Annotated in this window: 23 protein-coding genes; 12 read left to right on the forward strand and 11 right to left on the reverse strand. The window is 40.7% G+C overall.

Annotated elements, in window-relative coordinates:
- Positions 1–32 precede the first annotated feature (32 nt).
- Both H8B17_RS19080 and H8B17_RS19085 read right to left on the reverse strand, forming a co-directional pair.
- Entirely contained in the window at positions 33–806 is a 774-nt protein-coding gene (locus tag H8B17_RS19080; protein ID WP_190310819.1) for a succinate dehydrogenase cytochrome b subunit, read from the reverse strand.
- Positions 807–966: 160 nt separating this feature from the next.
- Positions 967–1545, reverse strand: coding sequence for an outer membrane beta-barrel protein (locus H8B17_RS19085; protein WP_190310820.1), 579 nt, complete (start codon positions 1543–1545; stop codon positions 967–969).
- A gap of 64 nt (positions 1546–1609) precedes the next feature.
- Here H8B17_RS19085 and H8B17_RS19090 point away from each other — a divergent pair, with 64 nt between their 5' ends.
- From H8B17_RS19090 to H8B17_RS19105, 4 genes are all read left to right on the forward strand, one after another.
- Positions 1610–1825, forward strand: a complete 216-nt coding sequence (locus H8B17_RS19090; protein WP_190310821.1) for a hypothetical protein — start codon at positions 1610–1612, stop codon at positions 1823–1825.
- 5 nt (positions 1826–1830) lie between these two features.
- A complete protein-coding gene (locus H8B17_RS19095; RefSeq protein WP_190310875.1) occupies positions 1831–2166 on the forward strand; it encodes a tRNA-binding protein in 336 nt (111 codons plus the stop codon).
- Positions 2167–2192: 26 nt separating this feature from the next.
- Positions 2193–2663, forward strand: a complete 471-nt coding sequence (locus tag H8B17_RS19100; protein WP_190310822.1) for a nucleoside deaminase — start codon at positions 2193–2195, stop codon at positions 2661–2663.
- Positions 2664–2759: 96 nt separating this feature from the next.
- On the forward strand, positions 2760–3368 hold the full coding sequence (locus tag H8B17_RS19105) for a superoxide dismutase (protein ID WP_223816678.1): 609 nt from the start codon (positions 2760–2762) through the stop codon (positions 3366–3368).
- 132 nt (positions 3369–3500) lie between these two features.
- Here H8B17_RS19105 and recA read toward each other — a convergent pair whose 3' ends face one another.
- The 4 genes from recA to H8B17_RS19125 form a co-directional block, all read right to left on the reverse strand.
- Complete coding sequence (gene recA, locus H8B17_RS19110) at positions 3501–4526, reverse strand: recombinase RecA (protein WP_190310823.1); 1026 nt, start codon at positions 4524–4526, stop codon at positions 3501–3503.
- Positions 4527–4594: 68 nt separating this feature from the next.
- A complete protein-coding gene (nth, locus tag H8B17_RS19115; RefSeq protein WP_190310824.1) occupies positions 4595–5248 on the reverse strand; it encodes an endonuclease III in 654 nt (217 codons plus the stop codon).
- A gap of 98 nt (positions 5249–5346) precedes the next feature.
- The gene (locus tag H8B17_RS19120; RefSeq protein ID WP_190310825.1) at positions 5347–5529 is read right to left on the reverse strand and encodes a hypothetical protein; all 183 of its coding nucleotides are present in this window, start codon (positions 5527–5529) and stop codon (positions 5347–5349) included.
- Positions 5530–5600: 71 nt separating this feature from the next.
- Positions 5601–7226 (reverse strand): S8 family peptidase, encoded by a 1626-nt coding sequence (locus H8B17_RS19125; protein WP_223816679.1) that lies wholly within the window; start codon positions 7224–7226, stop codon positions 5601–5603.
- A gap of 143 nt (positions 7227–7369) precedes the next feature.
- On the opposite strand from H8B17_RS19125, the gene H8B17_RS19130 reads away from it, so the two are divergent.
- Entirely contained in the window at positions 7370–9499 is a 2130-nt protein-coding gene (locus H8B17_RS19130) for a S9 family peptidase (protein WP_223816680.1), read from the forward strand.
- Here H8B17_RS19130 and H8B17_RS19135 read toward each other — a convergent pair.
- A complete protein-coding gene (locus H8B17_RS19135; protein WP_223816681.1) occupies positions 9489–9692 on the reverse strand; it encodes a hypothetical protein in 204 nt (67 codons plus the stop codon). The genes H8B17_RS19130 and H8B17_RS19135 overlap by 11 nt on opposite strands.
- 534 nt (positions 9693–10226) lie before the next feature.
- On the opposite strand from H8B17_RS19135, the gene H8B17_RS19140 reads away from it, so the two are divergent.
- From H8B17_RS19140 to H8B17_RS19160, 5 genes are all read left to right on the forward strand, one after another.
- Positions 10227–10943, forward strand: a complete 717-nt coding sequence (locus H8B17_RS19140; protein ID WP_190310828.1) for a GNAT family N-acetyltransferase — start codon at positions 10227–10229, stop codon at positions 10941–10943.
- A gap of 284 nt (positions 10944–11227) precedes the next feature.
- Positions 11228–12421, forward strand: coding sequence for an argininosuccinate synthase (argG, locus tag H8B17_RS19145; protein WP_190310829.1), 1194 nt, complete (start codon positions 11228–11230; stop codon positions 12419–12421).
- Positions 12418–13431, forward strand: a complete 1014-nt coding sequence (gene argC / locus H8B17_RS19150) for an N-acetyl-gamma-glutamyl-phosphate reductase (RefSeq protein ID WP_190310830.1) — start codon at positions 12418–12420, stop codon at positions 13429–13431. The genes argG and argC overlap by 4 nt, the downstream gene beginning before the upstream one ends.
- A gap of 67 nt (positions 13432–13498) precedes the next feature.
- Positions 13499–14449, forward strand: coding sequence for a hypothetical protein (locus tag H8B17_RS19155; RefSeq protein ID WP_190310831.1), 951 nt, complete (start codon positions 13499–13501; stop codon positions 14447–14449).
- A 102-nt stretch (positions 14450–14551) separates the two neighbouring features.
- Positions 14552–15259 (forward strand): hypothetical protein, encoded by a 708-nt coding sequence (locus H8B17_RS19160; RefSeq protein ID WP_190310832.1) that lies wholly within the window; start codon positions 14552–14554, stop codon positions 15257–15259.
- Positions 15260–15262: 3 nt separating this feature from the next.
- Here the strand turns inward: H8B17_RS19160 and H8B17_RS19165 are convergent, their stop codons facing one another.
- From H8B17_RS19165 to H8B17_RS19175, 3 genes are all read right to left on the reverse strand, one after another.
- Positions 15263–16282 carry a GntR family transcriptional regulator gene (locus H8B17_RS19165; protein ID WP_223816682.1) on the reverse strand — a complete coding sequence of 340 codons (1020 nt, stop codon included), beginning with the start codon at positions 16280–16282 and terminating at the stop codon, positions 15263–15265.
- A gap of 37 nt (positions 16283–16319) precedes the next feature.
- A complete protein-coding gene (locus tag H8B17_RS19170; protein WP_190310833.1) occupies positions 16320–16607 on the reverse strand; it encodes a hypothetical protein in 288 nt (95 codons plus the stop codon).
- 302 nt (positions 16608–16909) lie between these two features.
- Complete coding sequence (locus tag H8B17_RS19175) at positions 16910–17137, reverse strand: hypothetical protein (RefSeq protein ID WP_190310834.1); 228 nt, start codon at positions 17135–17137, stop codon at positions 16910–16912.
- A gap of 27 nt (positions 17138–17164) precedes the next feature.
- On the opposite strand from H8B17_RS19175, the gene H8B17_RS19180 reads away from it, so the two are divergent.
- Positions 17165–17311 (forward strand): VOC family protein, encoded by a 147-nt coding sequence (locus tag H8B17_RS19180; RefSeq protein WP_317171077.1) that lies wholly within the window; start codon positions 17165–17167, stop codon positions 17309–17311.
- On the opposite strand, the gene H8B17_RS19185 is transcribed toward H8B17_RS19180, so the two are convergent.
- Positions 17306–18328 (reverse strand): helix-turn-helix transcriptional regulator, encoded by a 1023-nt coding sequence (locus H8B17_RS19185; protein ID WP_190310835.1) that lies wholly within the window; start codon positions 18326–18328, stop codon positions 17306–17308. The two genes, H8B17_RS19180 and H8B17_RS19185, sit on opposite strands and share 6 nt — an antisense overlap.
- A gap of 54 nt (positions 18329–18382) precedes the next feature.
- Here H8B17_RS19185 and H8B17_RS19190 point away from each other — a divergent pair, with 54 nt between their 5' ends.
- Complete coding sequence (locus tag H8B17_RS19190) at positions 18383–18643, forward strand: hypothetical protein (RefSeq protein ID WP_190310836.1); 261 nt, start codon at positions 18383–18385, stop codon at positions 18641–18643.
- The last annotated feature ends 1 nt before the right edge of the window (position 18644 follow it).

Consider the following 18644-nt stretch of genomic DNA (forward strand, 5'->3'; position numbering starts at 1 on the left):
ATATTTAACAGATACAGCTATATCCTCAAATATTATTTAACGAAATAAAAATATAGTGGCATCATTGCAAATGCTATCGGAATAATGATACCGAACACCCAAACACCTAAAAATTCAATGATAGGCACATATTTTTTATGAGAAACACCTAGCGTCTGGAAGGCCGACTTAAATCCATGAATTAAGTGAAAAGATAGGGCCACCATTGCAATGATATAAAGAATAACCAATCCAATGTTTTGGAAAGCAAAATCTACCTGTTTGTATAAGTCGCGCGCTTTGACAATCTCTACATTGTTCTCTACTGTAACTTGGTAGTCGTGGAATTCGCTAGCCTGTAATTCACGTGGCGTAGTTTCTCCGGTCGCCAAATCCGTCCGATATTCCACGTAAGGTACCTGATCATTGTGGTATTTCCACCAGAAGTTCTGCAAGTGCGTCGCCAAGAAAACCAAAATAATGGTTCCTAAGATTCCCATATTGCGGGAATTCCATTTGCTATTTGCCGCGCCGTTAAATTGGGCGTAGCCGATAGGTCGAGCTGCCTTGTTTTTCCGTGTTAAAATCAAGGCATAAATAGCGTGTAAAATGATAGATGCATAAAGAAGATATGATACTATCTTAATGGGTGTGAAATGGGTCATGAAATACGCATATTTGTTAAAAGCGTACCCATCGTCATTACTAAATAACTGCAAGTTACCAATCAAATGAACGATCAGGAACATACATAAAAAAATTCCTGTCAAGCTCATGATTAGTTTTCTTCCAAGTGAAGAAGTTAAAACTGGCTTTGAATTACTCATTATCCTAGATGTTTATATATTATTTAGCAAATCTATTTATTTGTTAACATAATTATGACAAAGTAACCATAAAACGAATAATTTAGAACGTTTCTAATCAAAAAAGAGGTTATTCATACGAATGACCTCTTTTTTGATTCATTTAAAACTCTTTTAAAGTCTATAAGAACGAGAACCCTACCCCAATAGTCCACATTCTGATTTTCTGATTACCGGTTTCATTCAGTTTAGTTAATCCGTGTTCGTAACGGAGGTCTACAGTGAAACTACTGATGTCAGCACCAATACCGCCGATGATACCGGTAGAGCTTTTTTTGTAGTTTGCCCATTCTGCTGGTTTCGTGAAGCTTATGTCTTCGTTTTGTCCAAAAGAGAATACGGGCCCTGCTTGGATACGAGCGCCTATAGGACCAAGTCCAACTCTAGTTCCTAATAAAATAGGTACATCAAAACTTTTGAAAGTAGCATCACCACTTTGGCCGCCTTCCGTTTCGATGCCTACTTTTTTGCTGGCATAATAGGCTTCAGGTTGTATATGGAACCCTGCTATTCCTACACGGCCCCAGGCACCTAATTGGAAGCCTGTTTTCGTATCTGAATTAAGAAATCTCCCTTCCGAACTTAAACTAGAAAAGCCCAAACCGGCTTTTAATCCTACTTTAAATGTTGGGAATAGTTGTGCTTGTGAGATGCTGATAGCAGCAATCAAACAAATTAAAGTAAGTATAGATTTTTTCATGTGAAAAATATTTGTTTATTTTAATACGCTACAATAATAACGTATTTATTTCAATATTTAATATATGAGTGTACTAAAAATAACACGTTCCGAATGGGAAGTTTTAAAGATAAAGTTGAGCCGGAAATATAATCATCTAACAGAGGATGATTTAGTCTATACACCTGGGGAAGAGGAAGCGTTGGTGACTAGCTTAGCAAAGAGACTCCGACGTGATAAGGAATACATAACATTTACATTGGCAAAGGAATTGTCAAATCTCGACTCAAATCGTGTGTAGTAATGATGGACTTGATTACATGGGAAGATTTCGAAAAAGTGGATTTGCGTGTCGGAACTATATTGGATGTATCCGATTTCCCAAAGGCACGTAAGCCGGCCTACCAATTGCGTATTGATTTCGGCGAAATAGGGGTCTTGAAATCCAGCGCACAGATTACGGTTCACTATAAGAAAGAAGATTTAATAGGTCGACAAATTATTGCGGTTGTTAATTTCCCGAAAAAACAGATAGCTGATTTTATGTCGGAATGTTTAGTTACAGGTTTACCGGACCATAACGGCGATATTGTATTGAATTCCATAGAAAGACAGGTGCCTAACGGCACGAAATTAATGTAAACGGTTAAATCTAAAAAATGGAATAAATGAAGATATATAATTTTGAAACCGTAGATGACGACCCTATAACGACAGATGAAGTCTATATGCGGGAAGCATTAAAGCTAGCACGAAAGGCTCTCGAGGAAGATGAAGTTCCTATTGGAGCTATTATCGTTAGTCAAGGGAAAATTATAGGGAAGGGTTATAATCTCACCGAACGATTAAACGACGTGACTGCCCACGCGGAGATGCAGGCGTTCACTGCTGCTTCCAATTATATGGGAGGCAAATATTTAAAAGATTGTACTTTATATGTTACGGTAGAGCCCTGTGTCATGTGTGCCGGAGCATCGTATTGGACGCAAATTGCCAAGATCGTATATGGAGCGATAGATGAAAAGAGGGGAGCTTCTCGATATGGCAAACTTTATCATCCCAAAACAAGGGTAGTTCCAGGTGTGTTAGCTGTGGAATGTAGTGATTTGATAAAATCATTTTTTCGTAATAAAAGGTAAGGATAGAAACTTTTGAAAGGTAAATAAAACCGAAGCCCACTGGAATTTGTTATATTCGTGTTCTTATTTAATTATAATCAAAAAAACAGAAATATTATGGCATTTGAATTAGAAGCTTTACCATACGCAAGCAATGCGTTGGAGCCACACATTGACAAAGAAACCATGGAAATTCACCATGACCGTCACCATCAAGCTTATGTAGACAATTTAAATAAAGCGATTGCAGGGACAGATGCTGAAAACCTATCTTTGGAAGAAATCAATAAAAACATCTCTAAATATCCTGCTGCCGTTCGAAATAATGGTGGCGGACACTTTAATCATAAGCTTTTCTGGACTGTTTTGAGCGCAAACGGAGGGGGGGAGCCCAAGGGCGAATTAGCAGAGGCAATCAACCAGACCTTTGGCTCATTTTCAGAGCTGAAAACACAATTACAAAACGCAGGTGCAACACGTTTCGGTTCTGGTTGGGCGTGGTTGATCGTGAAGGCAGATGGCCAACTTGCCGTAACATCTACTCCGAATCAGGATAATCCTTTAATGGATGTAGCTGACGTGCAAGGGACACCTATTTTGGGTATTGATGTATGGGAACATGCGTACTATTTGAAATATCAGAACAAACGCCCTGCCTACCTTGATGCGATTTTCAACGTTATCGATTGGGATGCTGTAGCGAAACGCTATCAAGAAGCGAAGTAAATTAATATAAAATAAAAACGGAGACTTTTATAGTCTCCGTTTTTTTAATAAAGTGAGAAAGTTAAGGAGTTAAGAAGTGGAACAGATCTAATTTTCTAACCTGTTTTAACTCTCTCTAACTATTTGATAGTTTTATTCTTCTGTTCCTGCGATGTGTTCATCAAGATCACTGCCACTTACTTCTGCTCGGATCTTAGCTTCGAGTTCGTCGCTTAAATCGGGATTATCCAATAATAAGCTCTTTACGGCATCCCGTCCCTGACCTAATTTGGTGTCGCCGTAGCTAAACCAAGATCCAGACTTTTTGACAATACCATATTCGACTCCTAAGTCAATGATTTCACCTACTTTGGATATGCCTTCACCAAACATAATATCAAATTCTGCTAAACGAAATGGGGGAGCTACTTTGTTTTTTACAATTTTTACTTTAACACGGTTGCCCGCTACTTCGTCACTATCCTTAATTTGGGAAGTTCTACGGATATCCAAGCGTACAGAAGCATAAAATTTTAAGGCATTTCCACCTGTAGTCGTTTCTGGATTTCCGAACATGACACCAATTTTTTCCCGTAATTGGTTTATAAAAATACAACAACAGTTGGTTTTCGAAATTGTTCCTGTTAATTTCCGCAAAGCTTGAGACATTAAACGGGCTTGGAGACCCATTTTGGAATCTCCCATTTCTCCTTCAATTTCCCCCTTAGGTACCAAAGCGGCAACGGAATCGATAACAATAACATCAATCGCACCCGAGCGGATAAGGTTGTCTGCAATTTCCAAAGCTTGTTCACCATTATCGGGCTGAGAGATAAGTAGGTTTTCTACGTCTACTCCCAGCTTTTGTGCGTAATATTTATCAAAAGCGTGCTCAGCATCGATGATAGCCGCTATTCCTCCCTTTTTTTGTGCTTCAGCAACAATATGTGTGGCCAGTGTGGTTTTACCCGAGGATTCCGGCCCGTAAATCTCAATAATACGCCCTTTAGGTACGCCACCAATACCGAGTGCTATGTCCAAACCAAGCGATCCTGTAGAGATAGCCTCAATTGGTTCTACTGCGGAATCTCCTAATTTCATAATCGTACCTTTGCCATACGATTTTTCCAATTTATCTAAAGTGAGCTGTAAAGCTTTCAGTTTATCTGCGTTACTCATATTTTTAGTATTAACTTCTCAAATGTAAAATTAAATATTAAATAATCAAAATAATTTAGCTAAAAATGTTAGCTTTTTTTGTTCAGGTAATGTGTTTCAAAGTACTTACAGAAATATGTGATTGGACACTCTTCACATTTTGGTCGTCTCGCCACACATATGTATCGTCCGTGAAGGATAAGCCAATGATGCGCGATAGCAATAGTCTCCTTTGGGAGGTGTTTAACTAACTGCTTTTCTACCGCCAATGGAGTCGTGGCACGGCTTGTTAGCCCCAAACGATTGCTCACGCGAAAAACATGCGTGTCTACAGCCATGGCCGGCTTGTTATATACCACTGAAGAGATGACATTAGCTGTTTTTCTCCCTACACCAGGCAACTTAATAAGATCTTCTACTTTTTCGGGTACTTTACCTTGAAATTCTTCCATTAATTTGTTAGCCATCCCTACCAAATGTTTGGCTTTATTATTAGGATAACTCACGGAGCGTATATAGGTAAATACTTCATCCACCGTACCGCTTGCTAATGATGGAGCGTCCGGAAAACGTTCGAAAAGCCTCGGGGTCACTTGATTGATACGCTTGTCTGTACACTGTGCGGACAAAATAACAGCTACCAGAAGTTCGTAGGGATTACTATAGTTTAATTCCGTTTGTGCATCAGGGTTGTGTGTTGAAAAATACTTCACAAATTCCTCATACCGTTGTTTTTTCAGCATGAGCAAAATTAACAAGTAAAATGTAAACGGCAAAGCCTGAAGGAGGGTGGTATGGTTAAAAAACAAAGTCTCTAAGTTTTATTAGAGACTTTGCCATTTTACGTTCTTAAGCTACGAGAATAATTCAATATATTCTCTATGGATTTGGAGCTAGGTTCTTTTACCAATTTCTGCAAACTGGATTTTAGATTTTGTTCAAATGTTTCATCAACTATCTCGACCATGCTTACCCCTTCCTCGCTTAATTCCGTATCATGTTTCTCTGTAAAGAATTCTACCATAAGCGTTTTAATTATGTAAGTATATATTAAACGCCGGATAACAGGTTATAGTATAAAAAATTAACATTTTTTTACTTTTTTTCTTGAACATATCGATCAGCTTCTTCTATTGCGGTTTTTGCATTTACAATTCCCCCTGAGACACTGATTTCGTCCAAATACACTTTTTTAGTGGAACCATCGACTCTTATCTTTACTTTTTCGTCCACCTTGGTGACAGATTTTAAGATAATATCTTTTACTTCTTTGGCTGTAAGTTCAGGGTAGTACGAGCGTAATATCGTCGCTAAACCAGACACTACTGGCGCAGCCATACTTGTTCCGTTTTGTTCTTTATACGCCGATTCGGGCATGGTAGAGTTTATTTTGACTCCTGGGGCAAATACATCTACGGAACGGTATCCATAATTGGAGAACTCGGCTAACAGGTCGCCATCGAGCCCCGATGACGTCGCGCCCACTGTAATCCAATTAGAAGCCTCACCTGTTACAGCGTCAAGACTATCCGTGTAGTATTTCATCGGGTAGTTTTTAATCAAATCATTATCTTTGGCATCGTTGCCTGCGGCATGAACGAGAAGTACATCTTTTTGCTCCGCATATTTTATAGCCTCATCCACGGTTTTCTTATTATATACATACCCTTTTCCGAAGCTCATATTAATTACTTTTGCGCCGTTATCTACTGCGTAACGTATCCCATTTGCCACATCTTTGTCTCGCTCGTCCCCGTCAGGAACAATACGGACACCCATAATCTTCACATTGTCTGCTATACCGTCAATGCCTATTCCGTTATGCCGTTTGGCACCAATGATACCAGCCACATGGGTGCCATGATCTGCATCGGGGCCTTTTATATCCGCATTTCCATAAAAACGTTCATCTGCATTTTCGTAATTGTCGCCAACGATATGACGGGAATCGAAAGATTTGTTCAGATGATAATCGACCTGCGCCTGATAATAATCTACCCCTTCCTCCAGTTCTTTATAGAAATCTTCAAAGCTCTTCGTGTCGCTGAGTTCTCTTTTTGTCATGCGAATAGCTAATTTTTGACGGTCTGTCTTTGGTTTGAAGGTATCGATGTCAACTTTGGTGATATCCTTGACATCCTTACTTAAACTTTGAGCGATGGCATCGATTTCTTCTTTTAATCTCCCATAGTTTAAGTTCCCAAAATTTGCCTGATCAAGCTTGGTTGTATAATCACTGATCATTCGCTGGTAAGCTACGAACTCCCTACGTTCTTCTTCACGTAGCGGTGTGGAGGGTAATACGGAGATGTATTTGGGTTCGTAAAGACGAATTAGGCGCGTAACTTCTAGGTTATCATATTGTACATTCTCTCCATCGGCGTTTCCGATAAAGTTCCACCCATGTAGATCATCAATATAGCCGTTGTTGTCGTCATCCTCACCGTTGCTGGCAACCTCCTTGGGGTTTGTCCATATGACATCTTTCAAATCTTCGTGATTGTAATCTATTCCGCCATCCAGCACACCTACGACCACTGGAGTAGACTTCTTGCCAGTTAACAGTTCGTATGCTTTTTCTGTGCTGATCCCACGTACGCCATCTGCTTCATAATCTAGATTGTACCAATTTGGGGGATTCGTCTCGTTAGATTGCGCAATTCCGCATAGGGGAAGGAAGCATATACCTAACAAAGCAATCTGTTTCCATGTTCTCATCATATGTTCTTATTTCGTCAGGACACAAATATAAGGTAACTCTAGAATGGATGTTGTTAAAAAGATATAAATCACTATTGATTTTACATTAACTTTATGGCTAAATGACCAAAATTTGCTTTTTGATGCATAAAAACTGGAACTATATGATTATTATTGGAACTATGGCAATTTCTTGTTCTGATAAGTCGATAAAAAATACGGCATCTTGGCCCGCCCTCACTGCCCCCGTGGCAGAAAAGAAAACCCATGAACGCATCATTCATCAAGATACGATCGTGGATAATTACTACTGGATGAATGACTATTTTAAGAAAGGTCCGGATTCTGCAGAAGTTATTGCCTACCTGGAGGCAGAAAATAGTTATACCTCGGCAATGATGAAAGATACTGATGCGTTACAGGAGAAGCTGTTTCGTGAAATGAAGGGACGGATTAAGGAGAAAGACGAATCCGTACCTTATTTTAAGAAGGGTTATTATTATTACACTCGTACGGAAGAAGGTAAGCAATACTATAAATTCTGTCGAAAGAAAGGAAGTTTGGATGCACCGGAGGAAATATTGCTGGACGTGGACGATATGGCAGAAGGCTATGCCTATTATGCAGCGAGTGGCTTTTCGGTAAGTCCGGATAATAAATTGCTTGCTTTTGGTGTGGATACGGTATCCAGGAGAGAGTACACGATTTATGTGAAAAACTTGGAGACTGGTGAACTGTTGCCCGACAAAATAAATCGTACTTCCGGTGGAGCAACGTGGGCAAATGACAATAAAACATTGTTCTATACCGCAAAAAATCCCGTAACCTTACTGAGTGAGAAAATCCGACGATATACCTTGGGCTTAGGAACAGGGGGGGATGTTGTCGTATATGAGGAAAAAGATAATACCAACTATATCGGTGTCGGGAAATCAAAAAACGGCAAACATATTATGATTTATTCTGGCGGAACACTATCGTCAGAAGTCCACTTGTTGGATGCTGATCATCCGAATGGTGTATTCAAGGTGTTTCAACCTCGGATGAAAGAAGTTCTGTATTCGGTGACGGCGCTCGCCGACCGGTTCTTAATTTTGACGAATGACGGGGCGAAAAACTTTCAAGTGATGGAATGCCCGCTAGACAAAACTACCAAAGAATATTGGAAAGAATTTATTTCGCATCGGGAAGACGTGCTTATTTCTGATATTGATGAATTTAAGGACTACATCGTGATTTCGGAACGTAAGAATGGCTTGACACAAATGGCTGTACGCTCTTTAAAAGACGGACATCAACATTATCTGGATTTCGGCGAGGCGGCGTACACGGTATATCCAAGTACAAATGTAGAATATAATACCGATATGGTTCGTTATGGCTATACTTCACTTGTCACACCGTCGTCTACGTTCGACTATAACATGAATACCAAAGAAAAGACCCTTCGCAAGCAACAGGAGGTCGTAGGGGGATACGATAGTGAGAAGTATGTAACAGAACGTTTATTCGCGACAGGAGGAGACGGTGCACAGATTCCTATCTCGCTAGTGTACAAAAAGGGCTTTCCTAAAAATGGGAAATCACCCCTATTGTTGTACGGATACGGTTCGTATGGGATGTCCATGGATCCTACGTTTAATTCGGCGAGACTGAGCCTGTTGAATCGAGGGTTTGCGTATGCTATTGCCCATATACGTGGTGGAGAGGAGATGGGAAGGCAATGGTATGAGGATGGTAAAATGATGAATAAGAAAAATACCTTTACAGATTTTATCGACTGCGCCAACTATTTGATTTCCCAAAAATATACAAGTCCGGGTCATTTGTATGCACAGGGAGGCAGTGCCGGGGGCTTATTAATGGGAGCCGTTATCAATATGGCTCCTGAACTCTGGAACGGCGTTATTGCCCAGGTTCCTTTTGTAGACGTAGTCAATACGATGTTGGACGATACGATTCCATTGACGACAAACGAATACGACGAATGGGGAAATCCAAATGAGCAAGCCGCTTATGAATATATGAAGTCGTATTCACCTTATGAGAATATTGAGGCAAAGGCGTATCCAAACCTATTGGTTACGACGGGGCTTCATGATAGTCAGGTGCAATATTTCGAACCGGCAAAATGGGTCGCAAAGTTACGTAAAATAAAGCAGGGGAATCAGGTATTGTTATTGAAAACTGATATGTCCTACGGACACGGAGGGGCTTCCGGGCGATTTGACTATCTGAAAGATGTCGCATTGAACTTTTCTTTTCTGTTTAAATTGGAAAAGATTACTGAGTAGGTAAGGAATCCTGTAAAGAATCCCGCTGGTTTTCCTTTTCTATCTCCCGGGCATCTATTTGATGCTGTTTGTAGTTTTCTATGGCGACCTTACTGGCTTTTTGGGAGACGATAATGCCCACTATAGCAATCAGTGTTACGACTGCAAGTCCCCAAACATACTTCTTTTTATCCTGTTTGACTAGCCAGTACATAAGGAAGATATAAGGGATTGCAAAAAAGAGATAGAATATTATACTTGGACCAACCATCGTTAAGAGAATTTAAAAACAATACAAAAGTACCTAAAAAAATAGAGATATCCGTGTTTGTTGTCTCTTTTAAACCTTCTCGTAAAAAAGAGGTCTAATTAACATATTAATGGAGAAATAGTACAATGGATATTTTTTTCATAAAAAAACTAAGTGGCTATTGTATAAAAGGAAAAAATTATTTTCTAACTTTGTCCAGTTAATAGTTAATATAGAGAGAAAATGAACGCGTTCGCATGCCCTACATTCATTCCGGTACAACTTCCAAAGAAGTTTGTAAAGGATATGTTGTATACTTTGAAAGGGTTCAAACGTCCTATATTACGATTCCGACGACCTATTCTGCCTCGAGCTTGATTGGGAGGCAGGACTACATCCATTATGAACAATCACTCGGCTCAGTGGTTTCTCAATTGTTAATTAATAGAGTTTTGTTGAGAACACATTTATGTGTATTTTATTAGGTCGACATCTTCGATGACACTTTCAGATTTTTTAATTATCCCCGCCACTTCTGCACATATAGGACATGCAGAGACGATTTGCAACGAAATGTTTGAGTCTGCGAAAGCACGCGGAACAGGTATTGCCCGCCGTAAGCCTGAATATATCGTTCGCAAGATAGAGGAAGGTAAAGCGGTCATCGCATTGCACAAGGATGGACGTTGGGCCGGCTTTTGTTATATTGAGACTTGGAGTCATGGCGACTATGTGGCCAATTCCGGTTTGATTGTGGCGCCGGATTTTCGGAAAGTAGGGCTAGCGAAAGCGATTAAGAAGCGTGTCTTTGATTTGTCACGTGAGAAATACCCCAAAGCAAAAATATTTGGTTTAACCACTGGTTTGGCCGTAATGAAAATAAATTCAGAATTAGGTTATGAGCCGGTAACGTATGGTGAACTAACCCCAGATGAAGAATTTTGGAAAGGTTGTCAATCCTGTGTGAATTTTGATATCCTGGTCAGCAAGGAGCGTAAGAATTGCATGTGTACCGCTATGCTTTGGGATCCTGTAGAGAAAGAACGTGAACTCAAAGAAAAAATCCAACGTCGTGCCGAAGCGAAGGAACGTTTGGACCGTATTGTGAAAAAGCAATCGCTTTTGAAACGTATCGAAGCTAAATTGTGGAAATCGTCCAAGAAGATCGTTGCTGCGGTATTCCCTGTGGGCACTGGTCTCGCGAAAAATATATAATTGCTATATTTCCTCTATAAAATAGCCCTTGATGGCAGAGGAGAGCAAAATAAACTCATTTTATATAATGCGCAATTAAATTGCATATAAAAATGAATTACTCAAAATAATTTTCTTTTAAAGAATTCGTGAATGCCACGCATTTTATTTAGGTTTGATCTCATTGCATGATGAGTGACAAGAAAAAAAAATAATCCAATGAAACCATCATGATTTATTCGGACGACACGGGAGGCTGATAAATCTGATAGCTTCATCACCTTTTAAGAACAAACTATATATAGATGAAAAAAGTAGTATTAGCGTTTAGTGGTGGTTTAGATACCTCCTTCTGTTGTATTTATCTATCGAAAGAGTTAGGGTTGGAAATACATTCAGTGGTAGTCAATACGGGAGGTTTCTCTGAAAATGAATTGAAAGCTATAGAGGAACGCGCTTACGCCTTGGGCGTGAAATCCCATAGCACGATTGATGAGACCGAAAATTACTATCGTGACACTATAAAATATCTCATTTTCGGGAATGTATTAAAAAATGCTACCTATCCACTTTCTGTATCGGCAGAGCGGGTATGTCAAGCTACAGCAATTGCCAACTACGCAAGGAACATTGGTGCGGCATGTGTAGCACACGGTTCGACGGGGGCTGGAAACGACCAGGTTCGTTTCGATATGATTTTTAATACACTTATCCCAGGCGTAGAGATTATCACGCCTATCCGTGATCTTAAGCTGTCCAGAGAAGAAGAAATAGCCTATCTGGCTAAACATGGTGTAGAAATTAACGCCGAAAAAGCAAAATATTCTATCAATAAAGGACTATGGGGTACATCCGTCGGTGGAGCAGAAACCTTGACTTCGAATAAATATCTGCCAGAGACTGCGTGGCCTACACCCGTGACGTCCTCCGAGCCGCAAACGGTAACCATCGACTTTGTTAAAGGGGAGCCGGTAGCACTAAATGGTGAACAAATAGGTGCGGTTAAGGTTATTCAACAGCTGCAAGACTTAGCGCAACCGTATGGTATCGGACGTGATATACACATAGGGGATACCATTATTGGTATCAAGGGGCGTGTCGGTTTTGAGGCTGCGGGACCGCTTATCCTCATTAAAGCCCACCACACACTGGAAAAGCATACCTTAACGAAATGGCAGTTGTCCTGGAAAGATCAGATTTCTGCTTTTTATGGTAATTATATGCACGAAGGGCAAATGCACGACCCTATCATGCGGGATATAGAGGCTTTCCTCCGTTCCGCACAAGAAACAGTGACAGGGCGCGTTATCGTTGAATTACATCCCTACCGATTCATCGTGGTAGGTATTGAGTCTGAGCATGACTTAATGTCGACTAAATTTGGTAGCTATGGTGAAATGAACGAAGGATATACAGGTGACGATGTCAAGGGTTTTGCGAAGATATTTGGTAACCAAACGATTATTTGGCACAAAGTAAATCAAGGAGAAATAAAATGATAAGAGTAGGTATAGTCGGTTCAGCGGGATATACGGGAGGCGAACTACTCCGTGTCTTGATTTATCACCCCGATGTAGAAATTGTTTTTGCTAATTCGGCTTCAAATGCCGGCAATAAGATCTATGCCGTCCACAACGATTTGTTTGGTGATACGGAATTGGAATTTTCTTCCGATTTCCATTCGGAAATTGATGTACTCTTTTTGTGTGTCGGACATGGCGATGCGCGAAAATTTCTGGAAGCAAATCCAGTAGATCCGAAGGTCAAGATTATCGACTTGTCACAAGATTACCGGCTTAAAACAAACACCGCCTACCAAGATGAACATTTTGTATATGGCCTCCCCGAGCTTAACAAGGAAGCGATTAAATCAGCACAATATATTGCTAATCCGGGATGCTTTGCGACCAATATACAATTGGCATTACTTCCTTTAGCCGCTCAAGGATTATTACCAGAGCAGATTCATATCAATGCCACGACAGGTTCTACAGGAGCAGGACAAAAACCTTCCCCTACTTCGCATTTTTCATGGCGTAGTGGAAATCTTTCTGCTTATAAAGCATTCGAACATCAACATCTACAGGAGGTATCCGAGTCGTTGAATCAACTTCAACCAGATTTTCTACCGCAATCCAACCGACCCTTACTTGAGCGGGCCATGCAACGGATCCATATGATTCCGCAACGGGGGGCATTTCCAAGAGGGATTTTTTCAGCGATATACGTGACTTCTGAATTGACTGAAGTGGAGGCTTACGCGCTTTATGAGGATTATTACGAGAGCCATCCTTTTACATGGGTGAGCAAAGCGAATATTGATTTGAAGCAGGTGGTGAATACGAATAAGAGCATTATGCATTTGGAAAAACATGCTAATCAACTGTTGATTCTGAATGCAACGGACAACTTATTGAAAGGCGCGTCCGGCCAAGCTGTTCAGAATATGAACTTACTGTTTGGCTTGGACGAGCGAGCGGGGCTTAATTTAAAGAGTAGCGGATTTTGATTTCTAACTGTTATCCGCAGTATACGAAAAATAGGGAATACGGCGTTTTAATTATAAAACAATAAGAATGCGTACTTTTTGGAAACTTTATATGCTATTCTTTGCGATTCCTTTCCCGATGATTATCTACTATCCATTATCCGGGATGGCATCGACTAGGGGGCCGTGGTGGGCTATGACGCTTTTAATCCTATCGCTCATCCTTTGGTCAGTCGTATTAATTAAATTTTATAAGCGATGGGTGGCGTCTCCCATAGAAGCCAAGTCGACTATTGCGTCTTTACTGCGTGAGGGTGCTATAAAGAATGCAGAAATTTTGTCAGTCCGAAAAGTAAAATCGCGTAAGGAGGATATGAATGAATTGGAGCTGCGCACAAGGATGCTTAATTTTTCGGGTACCCCAATTTTGGTCGATTTACGTATAAGCGACAGTCAGCCGTATCAGCGACGTTACGAAGTAGGCAAAAGCCTTCGCCTACGGATTGACAAGGATTTAAAAGATTACCCCTATTTAGTGCCCGAGGGATCTCAGGTGGTGTTTGAGACCGGTCGACTAATGTGGTGTGTAGTTGCTTGGTTATTCGTCTTTGCACTGATCATAGGCTACTATATATTCTCCTATCAGTTGGAAAATAAAGGTACAGGCTGGCGTTTTTTGGCCTTTTGGCACCCCTTAATTATCTGTCCGTTGAGTCTTCTCTTTTTCTTTTTTGGTATCATGGGGTTTATTGGGAAAGTCAGCGGGTTGCCGAAAGATACCCTACGGGTAAAATTTCACGGCAAGAAAGCAATGGCTACTATCATTCGAGCAGAACAGACAGGAACTTATATCAATGAACAGCCTCAGGTACGTTTTGAACTGGAATATTTAGACGCAAAAGGGCAGACTCATCAAGTAAGTTTAAAGAAAATTGTGAACTTGTTAGATGTGGGAATTACACGGGAGAAAACTATTCCGATTTTTTATTTGGAAGACAATCCCCAGCAAGTAGCGTTTGTGTCAGACTTGGAATTTTAAAATGTAAATATTCTGGGCATTTCATATGGCCTTTAAAAGATAAAATTAGAAATATTCATGAGTACCTATACGGGCAGTCCCTAGACGAATAATTATTTACATATGAATAAAAGAATGTTTAAGAGGGTGTTAGTCGTCATCAGTATGCTGCCTTTTATGTTGGCATGTGATGGCTTAGTTAAAAGTGTGAAAGATACTTTTGCGGATCCCTCGAAAAAAGACGTAGAAAAGAAGGAACAGCAGGATATTAGAACGGTCGAAGAAAAGGAAATTCCGGATGATTCCCCAACGACGCCGGAAAGTGTTCCAGAAGAAGAAATGCTTGCTCTGGTTCCTCCTAATTTTTTGAAGGATACGACTGCCTTACGGGAAGCCAAAGAAGCACTGTACAATTTACCGCAGTTTGCTGGGAAAAAGGTCTGGCTTTATCGTGATATCCATTTTTATGAAGATGGCCGGGTAAATCTTAAACTACAAAACCCTGAAAATCCAGAGTATGTTGATGAATATAGTTATAGAGATGCTGTGTGGGGTGAACCAACTCCTGTACAGATCTCGGGCCATATGAATACCAAAGATAAACGCATGGATCTGGATAAGATTCACTTCGAAACGGTAGCAACTATTGTGCATCATTATAATGAAAAGGCAGAGACGGTAGAAGGCGCCGAGCCTCTTACCCATGTGTATGGTATTATCTGGGATAGCGGCCGGCTCATGTGGTACCCACGGAATATCAACGGTTCCCGGAAACGTTATGGAATCGAATTTACCTTGGATGGCCAAGTGAAAAGATTCCAACAGGAATGATCACTACAGCGATTTTCTTATAATAACGACGGCCGGATCACGCAAAGTAATAGGAGTCTCTCCCAAAATAGCATTTGCGGCTTCTTCTCCCATTTTACGGAAGTCGGTACTGATGACGGTAATACCCTCTTCCAGAACTTCTTTTACGGCGGTATCGTTATAGGAGATCAGACCGATATCTTCCCCGAGCTTCCAGTTCTTTCCCCGGCAGAGCTTGATAATATTAACATCATCTTGGTCGTATCGACTAAAAGTAATATAAGCATCGCCCTTCTTAAAAGAATTAAGCTGAACTTGATGAATGATTTTATGATTTTTCTTATGTTTTTTGGCAAAAGCTTCGAAACCTTCTATTAAATCTTGTGCATGAAACGCTTCCAGGGGCGCAACGAGTATCAAACGTCTATACTTTTCCAGTTGCGGCAATAAAATGGTTAAGGAATCGATTAGGTCAGACTTATGGTCCTGATAGATACAACTGAATGTGCCTTCAAGGTCCGGTTCGTTGCGGTCGATCACGATGCGTTTATGTGCAGGGATTTTATTTAGAACAGAGGCGGGATTTTCGCGGAAGAAAGTAACCACCACAAAATGGGTATAGCTATTTAGGTTTTCTTCTACCAGTTTTTCAAATACTTTGAAATTATGGTGATGGAAAAATACATCTACCTCGGCTTTGTCGTGTATGGTTTCCAGAAAAGCTTGATAGACCCGGTCTCTTAAGATATTCATTTTGTCGAGTACCAAGCATACGCGGTAACGTTGTTCAAGCTTTAACCGTTTTACATAATATCCTTTGCGGTACTCCGATTCGATGATGCCTTTTTCCGAAAGATATTGTAAGCCTTTCAACGCCGTTTCCTTGCTTATACGTAGTTCTGCGGTTAATTGGTTGAGCGAAGGTAATCTATCATTGATAGCCAATTCGTTCTGCGCTATCTGTGCCATGACGTAGTCTACCAGCTGCATGTATTTTAGCCGCTGCGTGCTATTGTTGGCCATAGAATCGGGTATCTCTTTCAATTTCGATGATGGATTTTAATACACAACAGCTGCAAAGCTAATAGGTTTGGTCGGTTAAAGCAAGAAAAAAGGACAGACCAGACCAGATTTTCTGCTTTTTTAGTATTTGTCTTAATCTTTCGCCACGTTGCTTATATTTTTTACTAGATGGCCAAAGAATTTTGGACACATTGTCCTCGGTAACCAAAATAGACTGAATGGAACACCATACATCAACTTTGTCAAAAGTATCATGAGTCTCGATTAAACCATCAGCAGCCCTTTTAGCAATCTTTGCCTGTAATGCAATTTCATCGATAAAAACCATTTCTTGGAGACCTGTCATGATTTTGATTGTACTAGGTATATTGGTATTAAACTTTAATATGTAACCTGCTCAAAATAATACTTACCGTTGAATATCTTTCTTTAGATTAATACTGTCACATTTCTCGGTTTGATAATTCCAACGTCCTCCGCAATCTAAACATGCATCGATCTCAAAGAAATTAGTCTTTCTTAAGTAAACGTATGCTAATAAAGTACTCAGCGCTATCAGCAATATAAGTAAATATTTCTTACCTCTCATGATTAGCTGTTATATCCATCATTTTCCTTCATGGTTCTTTTCGTCAACCATTATCCCAATTACTTCTTGCTGTAGACATTCGTATTCTTTTTTGTCGGATGCTGTTTGCATTCTACAAACCCCGATTTTTGCAGTTCAGTCGATAGGCTACTTCCTTTATAGATAAGATTATAGTCTTTCAGAATTCTCCTTACATCCTTAATTTCCATATTGGAATTGTTGGTGAATTCCTTGTCCTTTAGGAGAATGAATTCAATGACATAAGGAATAGATGGATTTTCTGACAAACTGCCGTACCCGACCTATCCATCGAAGTGGATGATATTGAGGAAGCTTATACGCGAATGAAAGAACACGGATACGAAATCGAATACGGCCCGGCTAATGAGCCCTGGGGCGTGCGTCGGTTTTATGTGCGGGATCCATTTGGAAAGTTGGTCAATATCCTGATGCATTTATAACGAAACACTATCGTGTAAGCGATATAGCTCATCCTTGTATGCACCTGGCGTTTGCCCGGTGTGCTTTTTAAAGAATCGGCTGAATGATGCGACGCTGGAAAATTGGCAACGCTCGGCAACATCGCCCAATTGCTGATAGTAGAGAAGCTCTTTTTTGCAACGCACAAGCAGAAAGCGATCTTTATAACTTCTGGGAGAAAGAAGCTTCTCGTCTTTAAATACACGACATAGATGAGCAGCAGTCACGCCCAGATCGTCGGCGACGTACTGGATACTGAAGGCCTGCCCGTGGGTATGCACATAGGCTTTAACCAGCTCAATGGCATTATCGGCCAGATGTTGTACTGGGTTTATCTGTTCGTACTCCTCGTGGACCTTCAGTCTGGAAAGCTGTATCAGCCGGCTCAGTTCATCAAAAATGAAAGTCTCGTTATTGAAATCGCCTTTCGTTAAATTTTTACAGAGATGGGTAATATGGAGCCGGGTTTTCGGCCCAATGAGAAGATCGATGCTGTGGATCAGGCTTTTCGCGTTATTGCGATAGCCATCGATCACCTCATGTAAACAACGAAAGCTGCGCTCATTGCCATCGCGAAAGATACCGCCATCGAAGTAAAACCCAAAGATTTGATGTTGCCCCCGAGAAAGTTCAACGTGATAATCGCCGGGAGGCACATACAGATAACGGGCGCGGCTTTGAGCAAGGGTGCAAACAAGATCGTCGGCGGCATCCCGGATCAGAATGTCGTCGTTTCCCTCGACGACATAGACCACATACAAATCCCCGATATCGACACGGACAGGAATAGTGACAGCCTGCTCGAGCCATAGATCATAACCAAAGAGATAACCATGTTTGCCATCAAATTCTTGTGCAATGGCCCAATTTTCTTCTTTGGTATAGTACTGCTTGTCTGCGTGTCGGATGTTGAGCGAAGGTTTTGGCTGCTCGGACGCTTGATCGGTAATCGCTTGGCCAAAGTGCGATCGAAAGTTAATATGTAGGCTTTTTTCCATGATTTGGTAGTGTAGATGTGTTACAAATGAAAAAGACATTTTAATACGTGTCAAGTGACAAGGGTGACACGGAACAACAGAAAATCAGAAAGACTTTTAGCGAATGGTCGGCCAATGTTGGAATTGACCGGGGTGACATCGGGATCCAAAAAAGAAAGAAAATTAGCTAACAATCACGCTGACGTACAGCGGATTCTAAAGCGGGTATCCAAAGGAAGGGCATATTCATTGGCGCAGATGAGTGTGATGGCAATAAGCATCACGAGAGAGGCTGGAAATTGTGAAATCGTGTTGCCGGGAATGGTACTGGTTTAGC

It is taken from the genome of Sphingobacterium arenae (genome assembly GCF_014692505.1).
Lineage (GTDB): Bacteria > Bacteroidota > Bacteroidia > Sphingobacteriales > Sphingobacteriaceae > Sphingobacterium > Sphingobacterium arenae.